The following is a 16,097-nucleotide window of genomic DNA, read 5'->3' as shown; positions in this document are numbered from 1 at the left end:
GCGAGAGGGACCTCGCGGAAGAGTCCCCATGGATGGGTTCACGACGTGTCTGGCAAACCTTTATCGGTAGCAGAGCCGCCACATAACCCAACTATCGGGACCACGGACTAAAATTAAACTTCGAGGAAATCGAGAATACCTTCAGCGGCCTGACGCCCTTCCCAGATAGCGGTAACAACGAGGTCAGAACCGCGAACCATATCGCCACCGGCAAAGACTTTTTCGTTGGAAGTCTGGAATTTGTATTCCTGCTTCTCAGGTGCGACAACACCACCCCAGTCGGCAACCTCGATATTGTGGTCACCGAACCACTCAGCGGGGCTCGGGCGGAAGCCGAAGGCTACCAGTACGATATCTGCGGGGATGATTTCTTCGGAACCAGGGATTACCTCCGGACGGCGACGGCCGTTTTCATCGGGCTCACCGAGCTTGGTGGTTACGACCTTAACACCTTCCACCTTGCCGTCTCCGACAATCTCCACCGGCTGGCGGTTGAACAGGAAGCGTACGCCCTCTTCCTTCGCATTCGCCACCTCGCGGCGGGAACCGGGCATGTTTTCCTCGTCACGGCGGTAGGCACAGGTCACGCGCTTGGCACCCTGGCGGATAGAAGTACGGTTACAGTCCATCGCGGTGTCACCACCACCCAGAACCACAACGCGCTTGTCTTCCACCGAAATGAAATCTTCCGGACTCTTCTCAAAGCCCAGGTTGCGGTTCACGTTGGCTACCAGGAACGGCAATGCGTCGTACACACCCGGCAGGTCTTCACCGGGGAAGCCGCCTTTCATGTAGTTGTAGGTACCCATCGCCAGGAACACCGCATCATAGTCGGCCATCAGCTGGTCGAAGGTAATGTCCTTGCCGATCTCGGTTTCCAGGCAGAACTCCACGCCCATCTCGGTAAAAATCGCGCGACGCTGCTGCATCACGGATTTTTCCAGCTTGAACTCCGGGATACCGAAGGTCAGCAGGCCGCCAATTTCCGGGTACTTGTCGAATACCACAGGCTGTACACCGTTGCGCACCAGCACGTCCGCACAGGCAAGACCCGCGGGGCCGGCACCGACCACGGCAACACGCTTGTCGGTCTTTTTCACCGCGCTCATGTCCGGGCGCCAGCCCAGTGCGAACGCGGTATCGGTAATGTATTTCTCGGCGTTGCCGATGGTTACTGCACCGAAACCGTCGTTCAGGGTACAGGCCCCTTCACACAGACGGTCCTGCGGACACACGCGGCCGCACACTTCCGGCAGGGAGTTGGTCTGGTGACTCAGCTCCGCCGCTTCCATGATGTTGCCTTCACTGATCAGACGCAGCCAGTTCGGGATGTAGTTGTGTACCGGACACTTCCACTCACAGTAGGGGTTACCGCAATCCAGACAACGGTGTGCCTGGCTGGCTACCTGCTTCTCGGTGTAAGGCTGGTAGATCTCCACGAACTGATTGGTGCGCGTGATGATGTCTTTCTTGGCGGGGTCCACTCGGCCCACGTCGACAAACTGGAAATCGTTGTTGAGACGCTGTGACATAAGTAAATATCCCCCTTATTCGCCGCGCTTGCGTACATCGGACAGCAGTCCGGCGAGGCTGGCAGCCTTCGGCTTCACCAACCAAAATTTGTTGAGGTAATCGTCGAAGTTGTCGAGCAACTCCTCACCCCAGGCACTGCCGGTCTCGGCGACGAATTCCTCGATCACTTCGCGCAGGTGGCTCTGGTATTCCTCCAGGCTCTCGCTGCTGATACGGCGCAGCTCGATCAGCTCGTGGTTGCACTTGTCGAAGAAATCGCGATCCATATCCAGCACATAGGCGAAGCCACCGGTCATACCGGCACCGAAGTTAACCCCGGTTTTGCCGAGCACCGCGATCATGCCGCCGGTCATGTATTCACAGCAGTGATCGCCAGCGCCTTCCACCACCGCAAAGGCACCGGAGTTGCGCACACCGAAGCGCTCGCCGGCACAGCCGGAGGCGAACAGCTTGCCGCCGGTAGCACCGTACAGACAGGTGTTGCCGACGATACTGGTCTCCTCGGACGCGAACTCGCTACCCTGGGGCGGACGGATTACCAGCTTGCCGCCGGCCATGCCCTTGCCTACATAGTCGTTGGCGTCGCCTTCCAGGTACATCTCCAGGCCACCGGCATTCCATACACCAAAGGACTGACCGGCGACACCGGTGAGACGCAGCTTGATCGGTGCATCGACCATGCCCTGGTTGCCGTGGCGCTTGGCAATCTCACCGGACAGGCGCGCACCGATGGAACGGTCGCAGTTGGTGAGGTTGAAGCTGAACTCGCCACCGGCCAAGTTTTCGATAGAGGGAAGGGTTTCTTCCACCATACGCTCGGCCAGCAGGCCCTTGTCCCACGGTTCGTTCTTGGCCTGCTGACAGGTCTGCGGCTTGCTGTCGAGCAATGCATCGGTGTGCAGAAGTGGCGACAGGTCCAGGGTTTTCTGCTTGGCAGTGCGACCTTCCAGGGTCTCCAGCAGGTCCACGCGGCCCACCAGTTCGTCCATGGTGCGTACGCCCAGGCTCGCCATCCACTCGCGGGTTTCCTCGGCCACGAACTTGAAGAAGTTCATCGCCATTTCCACGGTGCCGATGTAGTGATCGTCACGCAGATCCTTGTTCTGGGTAGCGACACCGGTAGCGCAGTTGTTCAGGTGACAAATACGCAGGTACTTACAGCCCAGCGCCACCATCGGCGCGGTACCGAAACCGAAGCTCTCGGCGCCGAGCATGGCCGCCTTGACCACGTCGAGACCAGATTTCAGACCGCCGTCGGTCTGCACGCGGACATTGCCGCGCAGGTCGTTGGCACGCAGGGTCTGGTGAGTTTCCGCCAGCCCCAGCTCCCACGGGGAACCGGCGTAACGAATGGAGGTAATCGGACTCGCCGCGGTACCGCCGTCGTAACCGGAGATGGTGATCAGATCCGCGTAGGCTTTCGCCACACCTGCGGCAATGGTGCCCACGCCGGGGCGCGATACCAGTTTTACCGAAACCAGCGCATCCGGGTTGACCTGCTTCAGGTCGTAGATCAGCTGCGCCAGATCTTCGATGGAATAGATATCGTGGTGCGGCGGCGGCGAGATCAGGGTCACACCGGGCACGGAATAGCGCAGGCGTGCGATCAGCTCGTTCACCTTGCCGCCGGGCAGCTGGCCACCCTCACCGGGCTTGGCGCCCTGGGCAACCTTGATCTGCAGCACTTCGGCATTCACCAGGTAGTGCGGAGTAACACCGAAGCGGCCGGAGGCAATCTGCTTGATCTTGGAGACCTTGTCGGTACCAAAACGCACCGGGTCCTCACCGCCCTCGCCGCTGTTGGAGCGGCCACCGAGGCGATTCATGGCCTGGGCCAGCGCCTCGTGGGCTTCCGGCGACAAGGCGCCGAGGGACATGGCAGCAGAGTCGAAGCGACGCAGGATATTTTCTGCAGGCTCCACTTCGTCCAGCGGAATCGGCTGCACATCTTTTTTCAGGCCCAGCAGATCGCGCAGGGTGGCGACCGGACGCTGGTTGATCAGTGTCGCGTAATCGCGCCAGGCGCCGTAGTCGCCAGTGCGCACAGCCTCCTGCAACGCCTTGACCACATCCGGGTTGAAGGCGTGGTATTCCTGACCGTAAACAAACTTGTGCAGACCACCGGGAGAAACTTTCTTGCGCGGTTTCCACGCCAGTTGTGCACGCGCACGCATGTCGTCTTCCAGCTCGGCAAAGCCGGCACCCAGCACCCGGGCGGGCGCTTCCGGGAAGCACAGGTCGATCACATCCTGAGACAGGCCAACCAGTTCGTACAGCAATGCACCACGATAGGAGGCAATGGTAGAGATCCCCATCTTCGACAGGATCTTCAGCAGGCCTTTGATGATGCCGTTGCGGTAATTCTTCTGTGCGGTGGCGGCGTCCAGCAGCAACTCACCGGTTTCGATCAGGTGATTGATGATGCTGTAAGAGAAATACGGGTGCACCGCAGTGGCACCCACACCGATCAGACACGCCAGCTGGTGGGAATCCCGCGCCGTGGCGGTATCCACCACGATATTGGAGTCACAGCGCAGTCCATTGTGCACCAAGTGGTGATGCACGGCACCGGTGGCCATCAGTGCGTCGATAGGCAGCTTGCCCTCTTCGATATCACGATCGGAGAGCACCACAACCACGGTGCCATCCTTGCGCACGGAATCGGCCACATCACTGCACAGTTTTTCGATGGCGCTCTTCAGGTCCAGTTGCGCCGGGTCGTAATTCAGGTCGAAAACTCTCGCTGTGAATTCTTCGCGCCCCAGATCCAGCAGCGCGGTGTACTTCATGTGCGACAGTACCGGGGACGACAGGATCACCCGGTCGGCGTGCTCGACGGTTTCCTCGAACACGGATTTTTCACGGCCCAGGCAAGTTTCCAGGGACATGACAATGGTTTCCCGCAACGGGTCGATGGGCGGGTTGGTGACCTGCGCAAACTGCTGACGGAAATAGTCGTACAGGCAGCGGTTGCCCTCGGACAACACCGCCATGGGGGTATCGTCACCCATGGATCCCACGGCTTCTTGGCCCGCTTCGGCCAGCGGACGGATCACCTGATCGCGCTCTTCCAGCGAGGAACTGAACAGCTTCTGGTAGACCTTGAACTGGTCCATGGAAAAGTTGTTGTCCACCGGCGCAGTTACCAGGGTAGAGCGGATGCGGCGGGCCTTTTCCTTCAGCCACTTCTTGTAGGGCTGCGCTTTCTTCAGCTCGCCATCCACTTCGGCAGTGTGACGCAGCTCGCCCTTCAGGGTATCCACCGACAGAATCTGGCCCGGGCCCAGGCGGCCCTTGGCAACCACATCAGCCGGGTCGTATTGGTAAGTACCCACTTCGGACGCCACGGTGATGAAGTCGTCCTTGGTGATCACCCAGCGGGACGGGCGCAGGCCGTTGCGGTCCAGGGTACAAACAGCGTGACGGCCGTCAGTGAGTACCAGACCAGCAGGGCCGTCCCAGGGCTCCATGTGCATGGAGTTGTATTCGTAGAATGCACGCAGATCGGAATCCATGGTGTCCACGTTCTGCCATGCCGGCGGTACCAGCATGCGGATAGCGCGGTGCATATCGATACCGCCCACCGTGAGCAGCTCCAGCATATTGTCCAGACTGGAGGAGTCAGAGCCCACACGGTTCACCAGCGGCTGCAGCTCGGACAGCTCCGGCACCAACTCGGTAATGAACTTGTTAGTACGCGCCACAGACCAGTTGCGGTTACCGGTGATGGTATTGATCTCACCGTTGTGCGCCAGCATGCGGAACGGCTGTGCCAGCGGCCAGCGTGGCATGGTGTTGGTGGAGAAGCGCTGGTGGAAAACGCAGATGGCGGTTTCCAGACGCGGGTCTGCCAGGTCCGGGAAGAAAGCCGGCAGGTCCGCCGGCATCATCAGTCCTTTATATGACAGTACCGAGGTGGACAGACTGCCGATATAGGTGGCGTCGGTCAGCTGCTGCTCCGCCTTGCGGCGAGCCACAAACAGGCGTGCGTTGAATTGCTGCTGTTCCAGCGCAGATTCCGCGTTGTTGATCAGCAGGTGTTCAAAACGCGGCAGACTTTCCTTGGCGATGGGCCCCAGGCATTCCTCGTTCGTCGGAACCACACGCCAACCGGCCACACGCAGGCCCTGCTCTTGCACCGCGTTTTCGAGAATGGCGCGCGCGCTGGCGGCGTCAGCCTCGTCCAGCGGCAACATGATCGAGCCAACCGCATACAGGTCGCTCAGATCCTGGCCAAACTGTTCTTTGGCCACGGTGCGCAGAAAACCGTCCGGCTTTTGCAGCAAAAGGCCACAGCCGTCGCCGGTTTTGCCATCGGCGGCAATACCACCGCGGTGAGTCATGCAAGTCAGCGATTCAATCGCCGTCTGCAGTAACTTGTGGCTGGTTTGGCCCTTCAGGTGGGCAATCAGTCCAAAGCCACAGTTATCTTTGAACTCATCCAATCGATACAGACCGCTACCCATAGAATTCCTCAAAGTGTTATCGCTACCCCTCCGATCCCGACGGGCCACCACGGATCTCTTGCAGTGACGATCGGTTCACAGCCCGCAGGCTGCTACGGGGGGTATATTTATCTACTTTCGAGCCAAAGGTGCCGCAGATTCCACTGAGATTTCGGTACCCCAATGACAAAAAAAGCCCGCGTGAGGGGCTTGGGTGTGTCTCGCTAAATGCGAGCCTGCGTTTGTTGTTATTAGCTCATTTCCCCGGCTTTCACCGAGGGGGCGCGCAATATTACTCGTGCCCCCCTGCAATTGCAAGATTCGTCAGTTTTTTTCGCTGTTCACAGGGGGTTTAACCGATTTATCTTCTTTTGCACCGGTTGTTCGCTAAAGAATACTCACGCAACATCTATTCCAGTTATTCCATCATCTGGCGCCACAGGCGTGCAGAGCTTCTATCAGCTGCTCCCGGGGGGTATCGGCAACAATCTGCGCATCTCCCAAGGCGTGAAGCAGCACAAGGCGCAATTTGCCATCCTGCACCTTTTTATCCACGGACATTGCCTGCAAGTAATCGTCCACTGTCATATCTGCAGGGGATTGTTGCGGGAGTTTGGCCTTGCTTAGCAGGGCGCGCAGGCGATCTACCTCCTGTTGCCCGATCCAGCCCCGCAGTCTCGACAATTCCGCTGCCATCACCATGCCTGCAGCCACCGCCTCACCGTGCAGCCAGTTGCCGTAACCCTGTACCGCTTCAATGGCGTGACCAAATGTGTGGCCGAAATTGAGAATCGCGCGACGTCCGGACTCGCGCTCGTCCTCGGCGACCACCGCGGCCTTGTCTGCACAGCTGCGCTCCACCGCGTACGCCAGTGCCTGGGGATCCCGCGCCAATAGCGCATCCATATTCTGCTCCAGCCACTGGAAAAAATCGGCGTCACAGATCAGCCCGTACTTGATGACTTCAGCGATGCCCGCAGAGAGCTCGCGGTCTGGCAGCGTGTTCAATGTCTCGATATCGATCAGTACCAGTTGTGGCTGGTAGAAGGCGCCAATCATATTTTTGCCCAGCGGGTGATTGACCCCGGTCTTACCACCGACGGATGAATCTACCTGGGACAGCAGGGTGGTAGGCACTTGCACGAAGTCCACACCGCGCTGGTAACAGGCAGCGGCAAAACCACTCATATCGCCAATCACTCCCCCACCGAGCGCCACAATCGTGGTACTGCGATCGTGACGCGCTTCCAGCAGCGTGTCGAAAACGCGATTGAGGGTATCCAGTGTCTTGAACGCCTCCCCATCTGGCAGTTGCACACTGTCGACCTTGCCAAAGCCACTCAGACTTCCGAGCAAGGTTTCCAGGTACAGCGGTGCGATGGTTTCGTTGGTCACCACCAGTACCTGCTTGCCGCGTATAGCTTTTTCGAAATGCGTGGACTGTTTAAGCAGGCCGCTACCGATCAGGATGGGGTAACTGCGGTCACCCAGGTCGACATGAAGGCTGTGCATGGCTACTCCCTTTAGCGCACATAGAACAGATCTGAGGTTGGAAAGGTGGGCACTCTAGCACAAGCCGTCCGCACCCATACGAAGTCGCGCCAGCACAATCATCTGCGCGCGGGGATATTCTGACAGGCAATGGTGCAGTTAAAGGACTCGGCAAGGCTGGAACTGCGATTCAGCAGTCGGCACTCTCTTGCAGACGCTCGGCGACCATGTTCGACGCCTGTCGCGGCGTGCAGTCGTCGGTATCACAGATCAGGTCCGCAACCTCGCTGTAAAAGGCTTCCCGCTGCTGGAGGATTTCCTGCAACTTGGCCTTGGGATCAGACACCTGCAATAGTGGCCGGTTGCTGTTTTTGGAGGTGCGCTCTACCAGCTGGTCCAGGCTCGCCCGCAGGTACACGACAAATCCCTGAGCTTTGAGCAACGCACGGTTCTCTGGCAGCAGCACAATGCCTCCGCCGGTGGCCACAACCTGGGGCTGGCCGTTGCAGAGATCAGCGAGCACCTCGCTTTCGCGACGACGGAATCCGGCCTCGCCCTCAACGTCAAATATCCAGGGGATGTCCGCGCCGGTACGGTCTTCGAGGACTTTATCCGAATCGGCAAAAGGCAGCCCGAGTTGGGCTGCCAGTAATTTACCGATGGTGGACTTGCCGGCCCCCATGGGGCCGACCAGAAAGATAGGCTGAGTGATCACTTGCTGAAGGAGAGGAACTCGTCTTGCATGATGCGCGGCGTGATGAAGATCAGCAGCTCGCGCTTGTCCTCTTCACGGCTGGTGCGCTTGAACAGGTGACCGAGGAAAGGAATATCCCCAAGGAACGGTACCTTGGTCTCGCCTTCCAGAGTCTGCGCCTCAAAAATGCCACCCAGCACGATGGTTTCACCGTTCGATACCAGCACCTTGGTCTGCAGCGAGTTCACATTGATCGCTGGAATCTGTGCACCGGTGATCACGTTGGTGAACAGTTCACCGACACTGTTCTGGTCGATGTTCAGATTCATGATGATGTTGTCATCCGGCGTGATCTGCGGGGTCACATTCAGCAGCAGCACCGCTTCCTTGAAGGTTACCGATGCAGCACCGGAGGAAGTGGCTTCCAGGTACGGAATTTCCACACCGGAGCGGATGCTCGCTTCCTGTTTGTCACCGGTAACTACTTTAGGCTGGGAAACGATTTCCGCCTTGCCTACATCTTCCAGAGCAGACAACTCAAGACCGAGCAGGAAGTCATTCTTAAGAATGGCATAGGCAACGCTGCCCACCGAGTTAGCAACACCCAGGTCGACCAGCATTGGATCATGCAAGGTAGTGGGAGCAGACACGTCCGGTCCATTACCATCGCCGGTGGAAATTCCAGGCAACTGCGAACCGGAGCCAATTCCGATCGCATCGTCGCTGACGTTGTGATCTTCCATATAGCTCCAGCGCACACCGATGTCACGCAGGAAACCAGTGTTTGCGGTCACGATACGCGCCTCGATCATGACCTGGCGGATCGGGATATCAATTGCGCTGATCAGGTCGCGGAACTGGGCAATCTTTTCCTCGGTATCGGTGAGAATGATGGTATTGGTCCGCTCATCCACAATAGCGCTACCACGAGAAGACAGAATACTGCGATTATCCTGATCTTCGCGGCCACCAGCAAAATTGCCCTGACCACCGCCACCGCCTTTCTGCCCGGCAAACAGGGTAAATAGTTCACCTGCATCGGCGTAGCGGACCTGAATATATTCGGTACGCAGCGGCGCCAGTTCTTCCAGCTGCTTGCGGGTCTCGAGTTCGCGGCGCTCGCGCTCGGCAATCTCCGCCGCCGGCGCCACCATGATCACGTTGCCTTCCTGACGCTTGTCCAGGCCTTTGGCCTTGAGGATCAGCTCCAGCGCCTGATCCCAGGGCACACCGTCAAGGCGCAGAGTAATACGACCCTGCACGGTATCACTTGCTACCAGGTTCAGATCGGTGAAATCTGCGATCAACTGCAGTACAGAGCGCACCTCGATGTCCTGGAAGTTCAGGGACAGCTTCTCACCGGTGAACTGGAATTCTTTCTTCTTCTCGCGCACCTCAGCAACGGAGAGAGGCTTCACACTAAGCACGTACTCGGTGTCCGCCTGATACGCCAGATAGTCGTATTCGCCATCGTGAGGATCGACAGAAATAACCGTGTTGCGACCGTCGTAGTCGACACTGATGCTATTCACCGGCGTAGCAAAGTCGGTAACGTCGAGACGCTGGCGCAGTGCCGGCGGCAGCTCGGCACCAAGGAAGGTCAACACGATCTTGCCGCGGGTGCGCTCCACATCGATATTCACCGCGGGATCCGTGAGGCTGACGATCACCTTGCCTTCACCACCCTCACCACGACGGAAATCCACATTGTTGATCGCGACATTACCCGCGGCCTTGAACTGGGGATTACCGCCGACATTGATGCCGCTGTTCACCGGTGCTGCAGCAACCGCAGCTGTGGTCGCTGTATCGGCACCCACCTCGAGCACCACTTGGTTGCCCACGCGCTCGCTGGTGTACACCGGTAGCTCGTCCAAGTTCAGGATCAGACGGGTGCGATCCTCACTGGATACGATGACTGCACTGCGTGCGGTACCGATATCAAGTGCGTATTTCTTTTCCGGAAGCACACTTTCCACACCGGCAAAGTCCATCACGATACGTGCTGGCTGCTCAATGGTGTAACCCGTGGGCTCCGGCGGTACGTCACTGAATGTCAGGCGCAGCTGCAGACGACTTCCGGGGAGCTCGGAAAACTGGATATCGTTCAACTGGCTGGCCAGGGTTGGCGCTGCCAGTGGCAGTAGAAGCAGGCCCAGCAGCTGCGCTTTCAGGCACGGCAATGCATTGGCTACCCGCGCCAATACGCTGGCGAGATGCTTGGTGATCATTTTTTAGTTGTCCTTGTCTTCCAAAGTCAGTGCCCGCGGCCGTTCAATCCAGCCGCCGGTGCCATCCGGCACAATTTCCAGTACATCGATCTGTGACGATGAGGCGTTGACTACACGCCCATGATTTTTACCCATGTAATTGCCAATGGTGATGCGATGAATTCCACCGTCACCATCGTTAACCAGAGCCCACAGCTGCCCACCGCGGGAAAGGGTCCCCACCATGGAAAGCCCGTCGAACGGGTAACGCTCCAGCAGTTCTTTCTGTCGATTCAGGTCCGGCGCCACGTCGAGCTTGCGCCCCACCAAACGCTGGTCCGCCTCCAGTACCGGGCGAATAAATGGACTGCGCAGTGCGGCCGCGCTGTATACATACGGGCTGTAAGGAGTAAACGTCGGGATAGGCTCTATCTGCCCCTTGGGCTTGTGCTTTACCGCCGCCATTTTTTTATGCAGATCACTGTGTGAGCCATCCAGGCTACAGCCGGACAGTACCAGCAGGGCCGCGGTCAGAGCGAAGTATTGTTTCATCCTTCCTCTCCCTGATCCTTATAGCGATAGGTCTTCGCGTTCACCACCATATTCAGCAGGGCCGCGCCATCTTTACTGCTTTTGATATCAAAATCGTGCAACGTCACGATACGGGGCATACCGGCAATACCGCTGATAAACGCACCGAACTCGTGGTAACCGCCCTGCACCTCAATACGAATCGGCAGCTCCACATAGAATTCACCCACCTGCTCGCCTTCCAGCGCAACTTTCTGGATCGTCAGGCCACTGCCGCGTCCGAATTCATCGATATCTTCCAGCAAGCCGGGAACCTCGGTGTCTTTCGGCAATTGCTTTAACAAAGCCCCGAAAGTCTCTTCCATCTCGGCCAACTGTTCGCGGTAGGCCTCCAGGTTTGCCGCCTCGAAAGACTTGCGTTCGAACTGGGTGAACAGCTCGCGCTCTTTGTTCGCCGCAAATTCCAGCTGCTGGTAGCGATCCTTAATAAAGACAAAATAGCCACCGCCGACCAGTACCGCGGCAATCACGATCAACAGGACCACCCGTCCGGCCAGGGGCCAGACTCCCACGCGGGAAAAATCGATATCGCTGATATCGAGCTCATTGAGCTGTTTGAGAGTATCTTCAAGCGCCACGGTTACGCTCCATTGTTGGCGCCGTCTGCGCTCTTATCTTCAGTTTTTCGACGACTGACATTGACCGTCATCTCAAATGCGCTGGCCTGCTCGCCAAATTCCGGTCTCGCGGTCACGCCGGTCAGGTTCGGTGACTGGAACCACTCCGACTGATCAAGGCTGCGCATAAATGAGGAGACCCGGTTATTCGATTCCGCTACACCGGAGACTTTGAGTGTTTTACCGGTGCGTTTGAGGTGAGTCAGCCACAGGCCTTCCGGCGCCGCGCGTACCATTTCGTCGAAATAGCGCACTGCCAGCGGGCGGTTGCCCTGCAATTCCTGAATGACCCGCATGCGGTCGATCAGCTCCTGACGACGCTTCTTGAGATCCTTGATCTCACGCACCTGCTTGTTAAGCGCGGCGATTTCGGTGTTCAGCAACTGATTGCGCTGTTCCTGATTGGCAATCTGCGCATCCACGGTCTTCATCCACATGAATACCGATACGACAGTGGCGATCACCACCAGTACCGCGACCTGCTGGAACTCTTTCTGTTTTTGCGCCCGGTATTCCTGGCGCCAGGGTAATAGGTTGATCTTTGCCATGTCTTAAAACTCCCGCTCGCGCATGGCGAGGCCGGCGGCAATCATCAGCGAGGGCGCCTCGCTGGCCAGCGCCTGGCGATTGACACGGGATGCGACACTCATATCCCGGAAAGGATTGGCCACCATGGTGGGCTTGTTCAGTTTTTCACCCACCAGCTCGGCGAGCCCCTCCATAGCAGCGACACCGCCGCCGAGGAGGATGTAGTCCACATCGCTGTAGGAAGTGGAGGAATAGAAGAATTGCAGGGAGCGGGTCACCTGCTGGACTACCGCGTCGCGGAAGGGCTCCAGCACCTCCGGGTAGTAGTCGTCCGGCAGACCGCTGCCACCCTGGCGCTTGGCGAGGGTAGCTTCTTCAGCCGACAGGCCGTAGCGACGCTGAATCTCATCGGTGAGCTGGCGACCGCCAAACAGCTGCTCGCGGGTGTACACGGTGCGACCATCGACCATGACCGACAGCGCACTCATAGTGGCGCCGATATCGATGACCGCGACTACCAGCTGCTCCTGGGGAGGGAACTGATTATCCAGCAGAGTGTAAGCGCGCTCGATGGCGTAGGCCTCTACATCCACAACCCCTGGCTGCAGGTCTGCCTCACCCAGCGCGGAAATCCGCTGCTCTACATTCTCGCTGCGACACGCCGCCAACAGCACCTCAACCTGGCCCTCGCCCTTCTCGGACGGTCCCTGCACTTCGAAATCGAGGTTCACCTCGTCCAGGGGGTAGGGAATATACTGGTCGGCTTCCAGTGCAATCTGGGCTTCCAGCGCATCGTCGGAGAGATCGGCGGGCATATCCAGGGTCTTGGTGATGACCGCAGAGCCGGAAACCGCCACCGCTGCCTGGCGCAGCCGGGTCTTGGAGCGGCGCACTACCTTGCGAATCGCCTCGGCGATGGCTCCCACATCATTGATATTTTTATCCACCACCGCGTTCGGGGGCAGGGGCTCGGTTGCATAGCTTTCCACGCGGTATTTGTCGCCACTGCGACTCAGTTCGAGCAACTTTACCGAGGTGGAGCTAATATCGAGCCCAAGCATTGCTTTCGGGCCCTTATTGAGAAAAGGGAGCATCCCCATTTTTCTTATCTTTTCCGTGGGTTATGGAGGTTTGATGGTATAGCACTTTAAATTACCGCCGCAACCGCCTTTTGCATAGGTAACAGTGCACATTATTCGTATAATTGTCGAACAGTGCCGATATAATTGATTAAGACGTATACAGAAGCATTATTCATGACCGATAAAGCCCGCAACCGCCTGCTATCCCTGCTGTGGCTGGTTCTGGCCGGCGCCGCCGCTGGCGCCATGGCGTTTTCCAGCATTTACCTCTACCTGAAACCGGGGCTGCCCTCGGTGGAGAGCCTGCGGGATATCCGCCTCCAGACCCCCCTGCGGATCTATTCGCGGGATATGAAGCTGATCGGGGAGTTTGGCGAAAAGCGCCGCAGCCCCATCACCATTGAACAGACCCCCGACATGTTCATCAAGGCCATTCTGGCCGCAGAGGATGACGCCTTTTATTCCCACAGCGGCGTTTCCATCAAGGGCCTGATGCGCGCGGTGCGCCAGCTGGTGGCCAGCGGCTCCATCCAGTCGGGCGGCAGTACCCTGACCATGCAGGTGGCGCGCAATTTCTTCCTCAGCCGGGAACAGCGCTTCATCCGCAAGTTCAACGAGATCCTGCTGTCACTACAGATTGAACAGGAACTCAGTAAGGACGAAATTCTCGCCCTTTACATCAACAAGATCTTTCTCGGCAACCGTGCATACGGCTTCCAGGCCGCGGCACACGTGTACTACGGCCAGGATATCAACGAGCTGAACCTGGCCCAGTGGGCAATGATGGCCGGCCTGCCAAAGGCACCCTCCACCTACAACCCGATCGCCAACCCGTCCCGCGCGCTGGTACGCCGCAACTGGATCCTCAAGCGCATGCTGGACCTCGGCTTTATCGACCAGGACCAGTATAAAAACTCCATCACCGCGCCGGTCACCGCCCGCTATCACGGTCGCGATCTGGACCTGAGCGCTCCTTACGTGGCGGAAATGGCGCGCAAGGAAGCCGTGGACCTGTTCGGTGATGCCGCCTATACCGATGGCTATCAGGTGATCACCACCGTCGACAGTCGCCTGCAGGACGCCGCGCGCAACGCTTTGCAGCACGGTCTTGAGACCTACGACGGCCGCCACGGATACCGCGGCCCGGAACAGCGTCTGGACGCCGAGCTACTGGCGGATAACGACCAGCTGGTGGATCTGCTGAAGGAAATCCCGGTGCTGGGTGGCCTGGAGCCCGCGGTGGTCACCGAAGTTGCACCACAGAGCCTGCGCGTGCAGTTGCGCGACCGCCGGGTCATCGAGATCCCGTGGGAGCACGGCCTCAGCACTATCCGTCCGTATATTTCCGAAAACGCCCGCGGCGCCCGTATCAATTCTGCCGAAGAGATGTTCGCCGCCGGCGATGTGATCCGCCTGCGCCGTGTGGTTATCTCCGCGGAAGAAGTCGCCCGCGAGCAGCGCGAGGCCGAGGATCAAGCGAAGGAATCTGCCGCCGAAGCGCTGGCGGATACCGACATCACCGACGACCCGTTTGCGGCACCCGAAGGCCTGGAACAGCAATCTGAGGAAGAACTTCCCCAGGCCCGCGAGGAATGGCACCTGACCCAGATCCCGGAAGCCCAGGGTGCACTGGTGTCCCTCGAGCCCGAGGACGGCGCGATTCGGGCCCTCGTGGGTGGTTATGACTTCCGCCAGAGCCACTTCAACCGTGTGGTCCAGGCCGCGCGGCAGCCGGGCTCCAGCTTCAAGCCATTTATCTATTCAGCGGCACTGGAGAACGGCTACACCGCTGCCAGCATCATCAATGATGCGCCGATCATCTTTGAACAGACTAATCTGGAAGACGTGTGGCGTCCGGAAAACGACGGCGGCACCTTCCTAGGCCCGACACGCCTGCGCAAGGCGCTGTATATGTCGCGCAACATGGTCTCCATCCGCCTGCTGCAGGCACTGGGACTGGATCGTGCGCTCACCTTTGCCGAGGGCTTCGGCTTCGACCGCAGCAAGCTGGCGCGTAACCTGTCCATTGCCCTGGGCAGTTCCGCGCTGACGCCGCTGGAAATGGTGCGCGGCTATGCGGCCTTCGCCAATGGCGGCTTCCGGGTAGAGCCCTATCTGGTGGACCAGGTGCTGGATGTACACGGCGATGCGGTTTACCAGGCCCTGCCGCTGACCGTTTGTCGCGACTGCCCAGAGATCGGCGAGGAGCGCGACCCGGCGGCGGAGCCCATCGATCTGCAGGCGGCCCAGCGCGAGGCGGCACTGACCGCGGAAGAAGACGAACCGCTGGAGCTGCGCACCCTGCCGGTAGCTCCACTATATGCCGACGAACAGGCTCGTCCGCGCGCACCCCGCGCCATGTCTGCGGAAACCGCCTATATCATGGACTCGATCCTCAAGGACGTGATTAAACGCGGCACCGGCCGCAAGGCCCTGGTCATGAAGCGCGGCGATATCGCCGGCAAGACCGGTACCACCAACGGCCCGCGCGACGCCTGGTTCTCCGGTTACAGCCCCTATCTGGCCACCAGCACCTGGGTGGGCTTCGACGACAACACCCCCATCGGTCGCAACGAATATGGCGGCTCAGCAGCCCTGCCGATCTGGATCGATTTCATGTCCGCAGCACTGGACGGCCTGCCCGAGCGACACCTGCCGCAACCGGACGACATTGTCACCATGCGGATCAATCCGCGCACCGGCATGCGCACCTCCCGCGGCGGTATCTTCGAGATCTTCCGCGCGGACCGGGTGCCCGGGCGCGAGACTTATGGTAACTACCCGTCGATCTATTCAGACGGTCCGAGCTCCCAGGAGAACGGCAGTGAGCAGACTCAGGAACAGCTACCGGAAGAGCTCTTCTGATCGGGACTAGGGACACAGCCAATAAAAAAGCCGCTCAATTG

The 16,097-nt window shown here is 58.9% G+C and carries 10 protein-coding genes; 1 reads left to right on the top strand and 9 read right to left on the bottom strand.

The genetic code is table 11. From position 1 onward, the window contains the following. Positions 1-113 precede the first annotated feature (113 nt). The 9 genes from B4U49_RS04420 to B4U49_RS04380 all read right to left on the bottom strand — a co-directional run bounded on the left by B4U49_RS04420 (position 114) and on the right by B4U49_RS04380 (position 13,209). Positions 114-1,532, bottom strand: a complete 1,419-nt coding sequence (locus B4U49_RS04420; protein WP_078083374.1) for an FAD-dependent oxidoreductase — start codon at positions 1,530-1,532, stop codon at positions 114-116. Between the two features lie 15 nt (positions 1,533-1,547). After that, the gene (gltB, locus tag B4U49_RS04415; protein ID WP_078083373.1) at positions 1,548-5,999 is read right to left on the bottom strand and encodes a glutamate synthase large subunit; all 4,452 of its coding nucleotides are present in this window, start codon (positions 5,997-5,999) and stop codon (positions 1,548-1,550) included. 405 nt (positions 6,000-6,404) lie between these two features. Continuing rightward, positions 6,405-7,490, bottom strand: a complete 1,086-nt coding sequence (gene aroB / locus B4U49_RS04410; protein WP_078083372.1) for a 3-dehydroquinate synthase — start codon at positions 7,488-7,490, stop codon at positions 6,405-6,407. A gap of 169 nt (positions 7,491-7,659) precedes the next feature. After that, positions 7,660-8,181, bottom strand: a complete 522-nt coding sequence (aroK, locus tag B4U49_RS04405; RefSeq protein WP_078083375.1) for a shikimate kinase AroK — start codon at positions 8,179-8,181, stop codon at positions 7,660-7,662. Beyond that, positions 8,181-10,394: a type IV pilus secretin PilQ gene (locus B4U49_RS04400; protein WP_078083371.1), complete on the bottom strand. Its 2,214-nt coding sequence runs from the start codon at positions 10,392-10,394 to the stop codon at positions 8,181-8,183. Before B4U49_RS04400 ends, aroK begins: the two co-directional genes overlap by 1 nt. A gap of 3 nt (positions 10,395-10,397) precedes the next feature. Then, entirely contained in the window at positions 10,398-10,925 is a 528-nt protein-coding gene (locus B4U49_RS04395; protein ID WP_078083370.1) for a pilus assembly protein PilP, read from the bottom strand. Then, on the bottom strand, positions 10,922-11,542 hold the full coding sequence (locus B4U49_RS04390; RefSeq protein WP_078083369.1) for a type IV pilus inner membrane component PilO: 621 nt from the start codon (positions 11,540-11,542) through the stop codon (positions 10,922-10,924). The genes B4U49_RS04395 and B4U49_RS04390 overlap by 4 nt, the downstream gene beginning before the upstream one ends. Positions 11,543-11,544: 2 nt before the next feature. Beyond that, entirely contained in the window at positions 11,545-12,129 is a 585-nt protein-coding gene (locus B4U49_RS04385) for a PilN domain-containing protein (protein WP_078083368.1), read from the bottom strand. Between the two features lie 3 nt (positions 12,130-12,132). Then, the gene (locus B4U49_RS04380; protein WP_078083367.1) at positions 12,133-13,209 is read right to left on the bottom strand and encodes a pilus assembly protein PilM; all 1,077 of its coding nucleotides are present in this window, start codon (positions 13,207-13,209) and stop codon (positions 12,133-12,135) included. A 156-nt stretch (positions 13,210-13,365) separates the two neighbouring features. On the opposite strand from B4U49_RS04380, the gene B4U49_RS04375 reads away from it, so the two are divergent. Continuing rightward, positions 13,366-16,056, top strand: coding sequence for a penicillin-binding protein 1A (locus tag B4U49_RS04375; RefSeq protein ID WP_078083366.1), 2,691 nt, complete (start codon positions 13,366-13,368; stop codon positions 16,054-16,056). Positions 16,057-16,097: the final 41 nt, after the last annotated feature.

Origin of the sequence: Microbulbifer mangrovi (assembly GCF_002009015.1) — a bacterium.
Taxonomy (GTDB): Bacteria; Pseudomonadota; Gammaproteobacteria; order Pseudomonadales; family Cellvibrionaceae; genus Microbulbifer; species Microbulbifer mangrovi.
Note: the sequence above shows the minus strand (reverse complement) of the source record. Positions and strands in the feature narration are given on the sequence as shown.

Coding starts and splice junctions, on each gene's coding strand:
- B4U49_RS04375 (WP_078083366.1), top strand. CDS start 13,366: ATGACCGATAAAGCCCGCAACCGCCTGCTATCCCTGCTGTGGCTGGTT.
- B4U49_RS04380 (WP_078083367.1), bottom strand. CDS start 13,209: ATGGGGATGCTCCCTTTTCTCAATAAGGGCCCGAAAGCAATGCTTGGG.
- B4U49_RS04420 (WP_078083374.1), bottom strand. CDS start 1,532: ATGTCACAGCGTCTCAACAACGATTTCCAGTTTGTCGACGTGGGCCGA.
- B4U49_RS04385 (WP_078083368.1), bottom strand. CDS start 12,129: ATGGCAAAGATCAACCTATTACCCTGGCGCCAGGAATACCGGGCGCAA.
- B4U49_RS04395 (WP_078083370.1), bottom strand. CDS start 10,925: ATGAAACAATACTTCGCTCTGACCGCGGCCCTGCTGGTACTGTCCGGC.
- aroB (WP_078083372.1), bottom strand. CDS start 7,490: ATGCACAGCCTTCATGTCGACCTGGGTGACCGCAGTTACCCCATCCTG.
- gltB (WP_078083373.1), bottom strand. CDS start 5,999: ATGGGTAGCGGTCTGTATCGATTGGATGAGTTCAAAGATAACTGTGGC.
- B4U49_RS04400 (WP_078083371.1), bottom strand. CDS start 10,394: ATGATCACCAAGCATCTCGCCAGCGTATTGGCGCGGGTAGCCAATGCA.